Raw genomic sequence first — 1096 nt, forward strand, 5'->3', positions numbered from 1 at the left:
GGAGCGATTAGCTCAACTTGCATTTGGATGTTGTCGCCTGGCATTACCATTTCTACGCCTTCTGGTAGAGAGATGTCACCAGTTACGTCAGTTGTACGGAAGTAGAACTGTGGACGGTAGCCTTTGAAGAATGGAGTGTGACGACCACCTTCATCTTTAGAAAGTACGTATACTTCTGACTCGAACTTAGTGTGTGGAGTGATTGAACCAGGCTTAGCTAGTACTTGACCACGTTCAACTTCATCACGCTTAGTACCACGTAGAAGTGCACCAACGTTCTCACCAGCGCGACCTTCGTCAAGAAGCTTACGGAACATTTCAACACCAGTACATGTAGTAGTAGTAGTGTCTTTGATACCAACGATAGCAACTTCGTCACCTACGTTTAGGATACCACGTTCGATACGGCCAGTTACTACTGTACCACGACCTTGGATTGAGAATACGTCTTCGATAGGCATTAGGAATGGCATATCTACTGCACGCTCTGGCTCAGGGATGTATGAATCTAGCGCTTCTGCTAGTTCAACAATCTTAGCTTCCCACTGCTCTTCGCCGTTTAGTGCGCCTAGTGCAGAACCTTGGATAACTGGTAGGTCATCACCTGGGAAATCGTACTCAGATAGAAGTTCACGAACTTCCATTTCTACTAGTTCTAGTAGCTCTTCATCGTCAACCATGTCACATTTGTTCATGAATACGATGATGTATGGGATACCAACCTGACGGCCTAGTAGGATGTGCTCACGAGTTTGTGGCATTGGACCATCTGTAGCAGCAACAACAAGAATACCACCGTCCATCTGTGCAGCACCAGTGATCATGTTTTTAACGTAATCCGCGTGTCCTGGACAGTCAACGTGCGCGTAGTGACGAGTTGGAGTGTCGTACTCTACGTGAGAAGTAGCGATTGTGATACCGCGCTCACGCTCTTCTGGAGCGTTATCGATAGATGCGAAGTCACGAGCAGCACCGCCGTATACTTTAGCAAGTGTTGTACAGATAGCAGCTGTTAGAGTTGTTTTACCGTGGTCAACGTGGCCGATAGTACCAACGTTTACGTGCGGTTTTACACGTTCAAATTTTTCTTTAGACA

At 46.6% G+C, this 1096-nt stretch carries 1 protein-coding gene; it reads right to left on the reverse strand.

Annotation, left to right across the window (positions count from 1 at the left end):
- The coding region (gene tuf, locus GXP65_RS24930; protein WP_054824920.1) for an elongation factor Tu at positions 1-1096 on the reverse strand (1096 nt) is incomplete at both ends.

The organism is Vibrio sp. LB10LO1 (assembly GCF_010092875.1).
In the GTDB taxonomy this organism is placed as follows: domain Bacteria; phylum Pseudomonadota; class Gammaproteobacteria; order Enterobacterales; family Vibrionaceae; genus Vibrio; species Vibrio campbellii.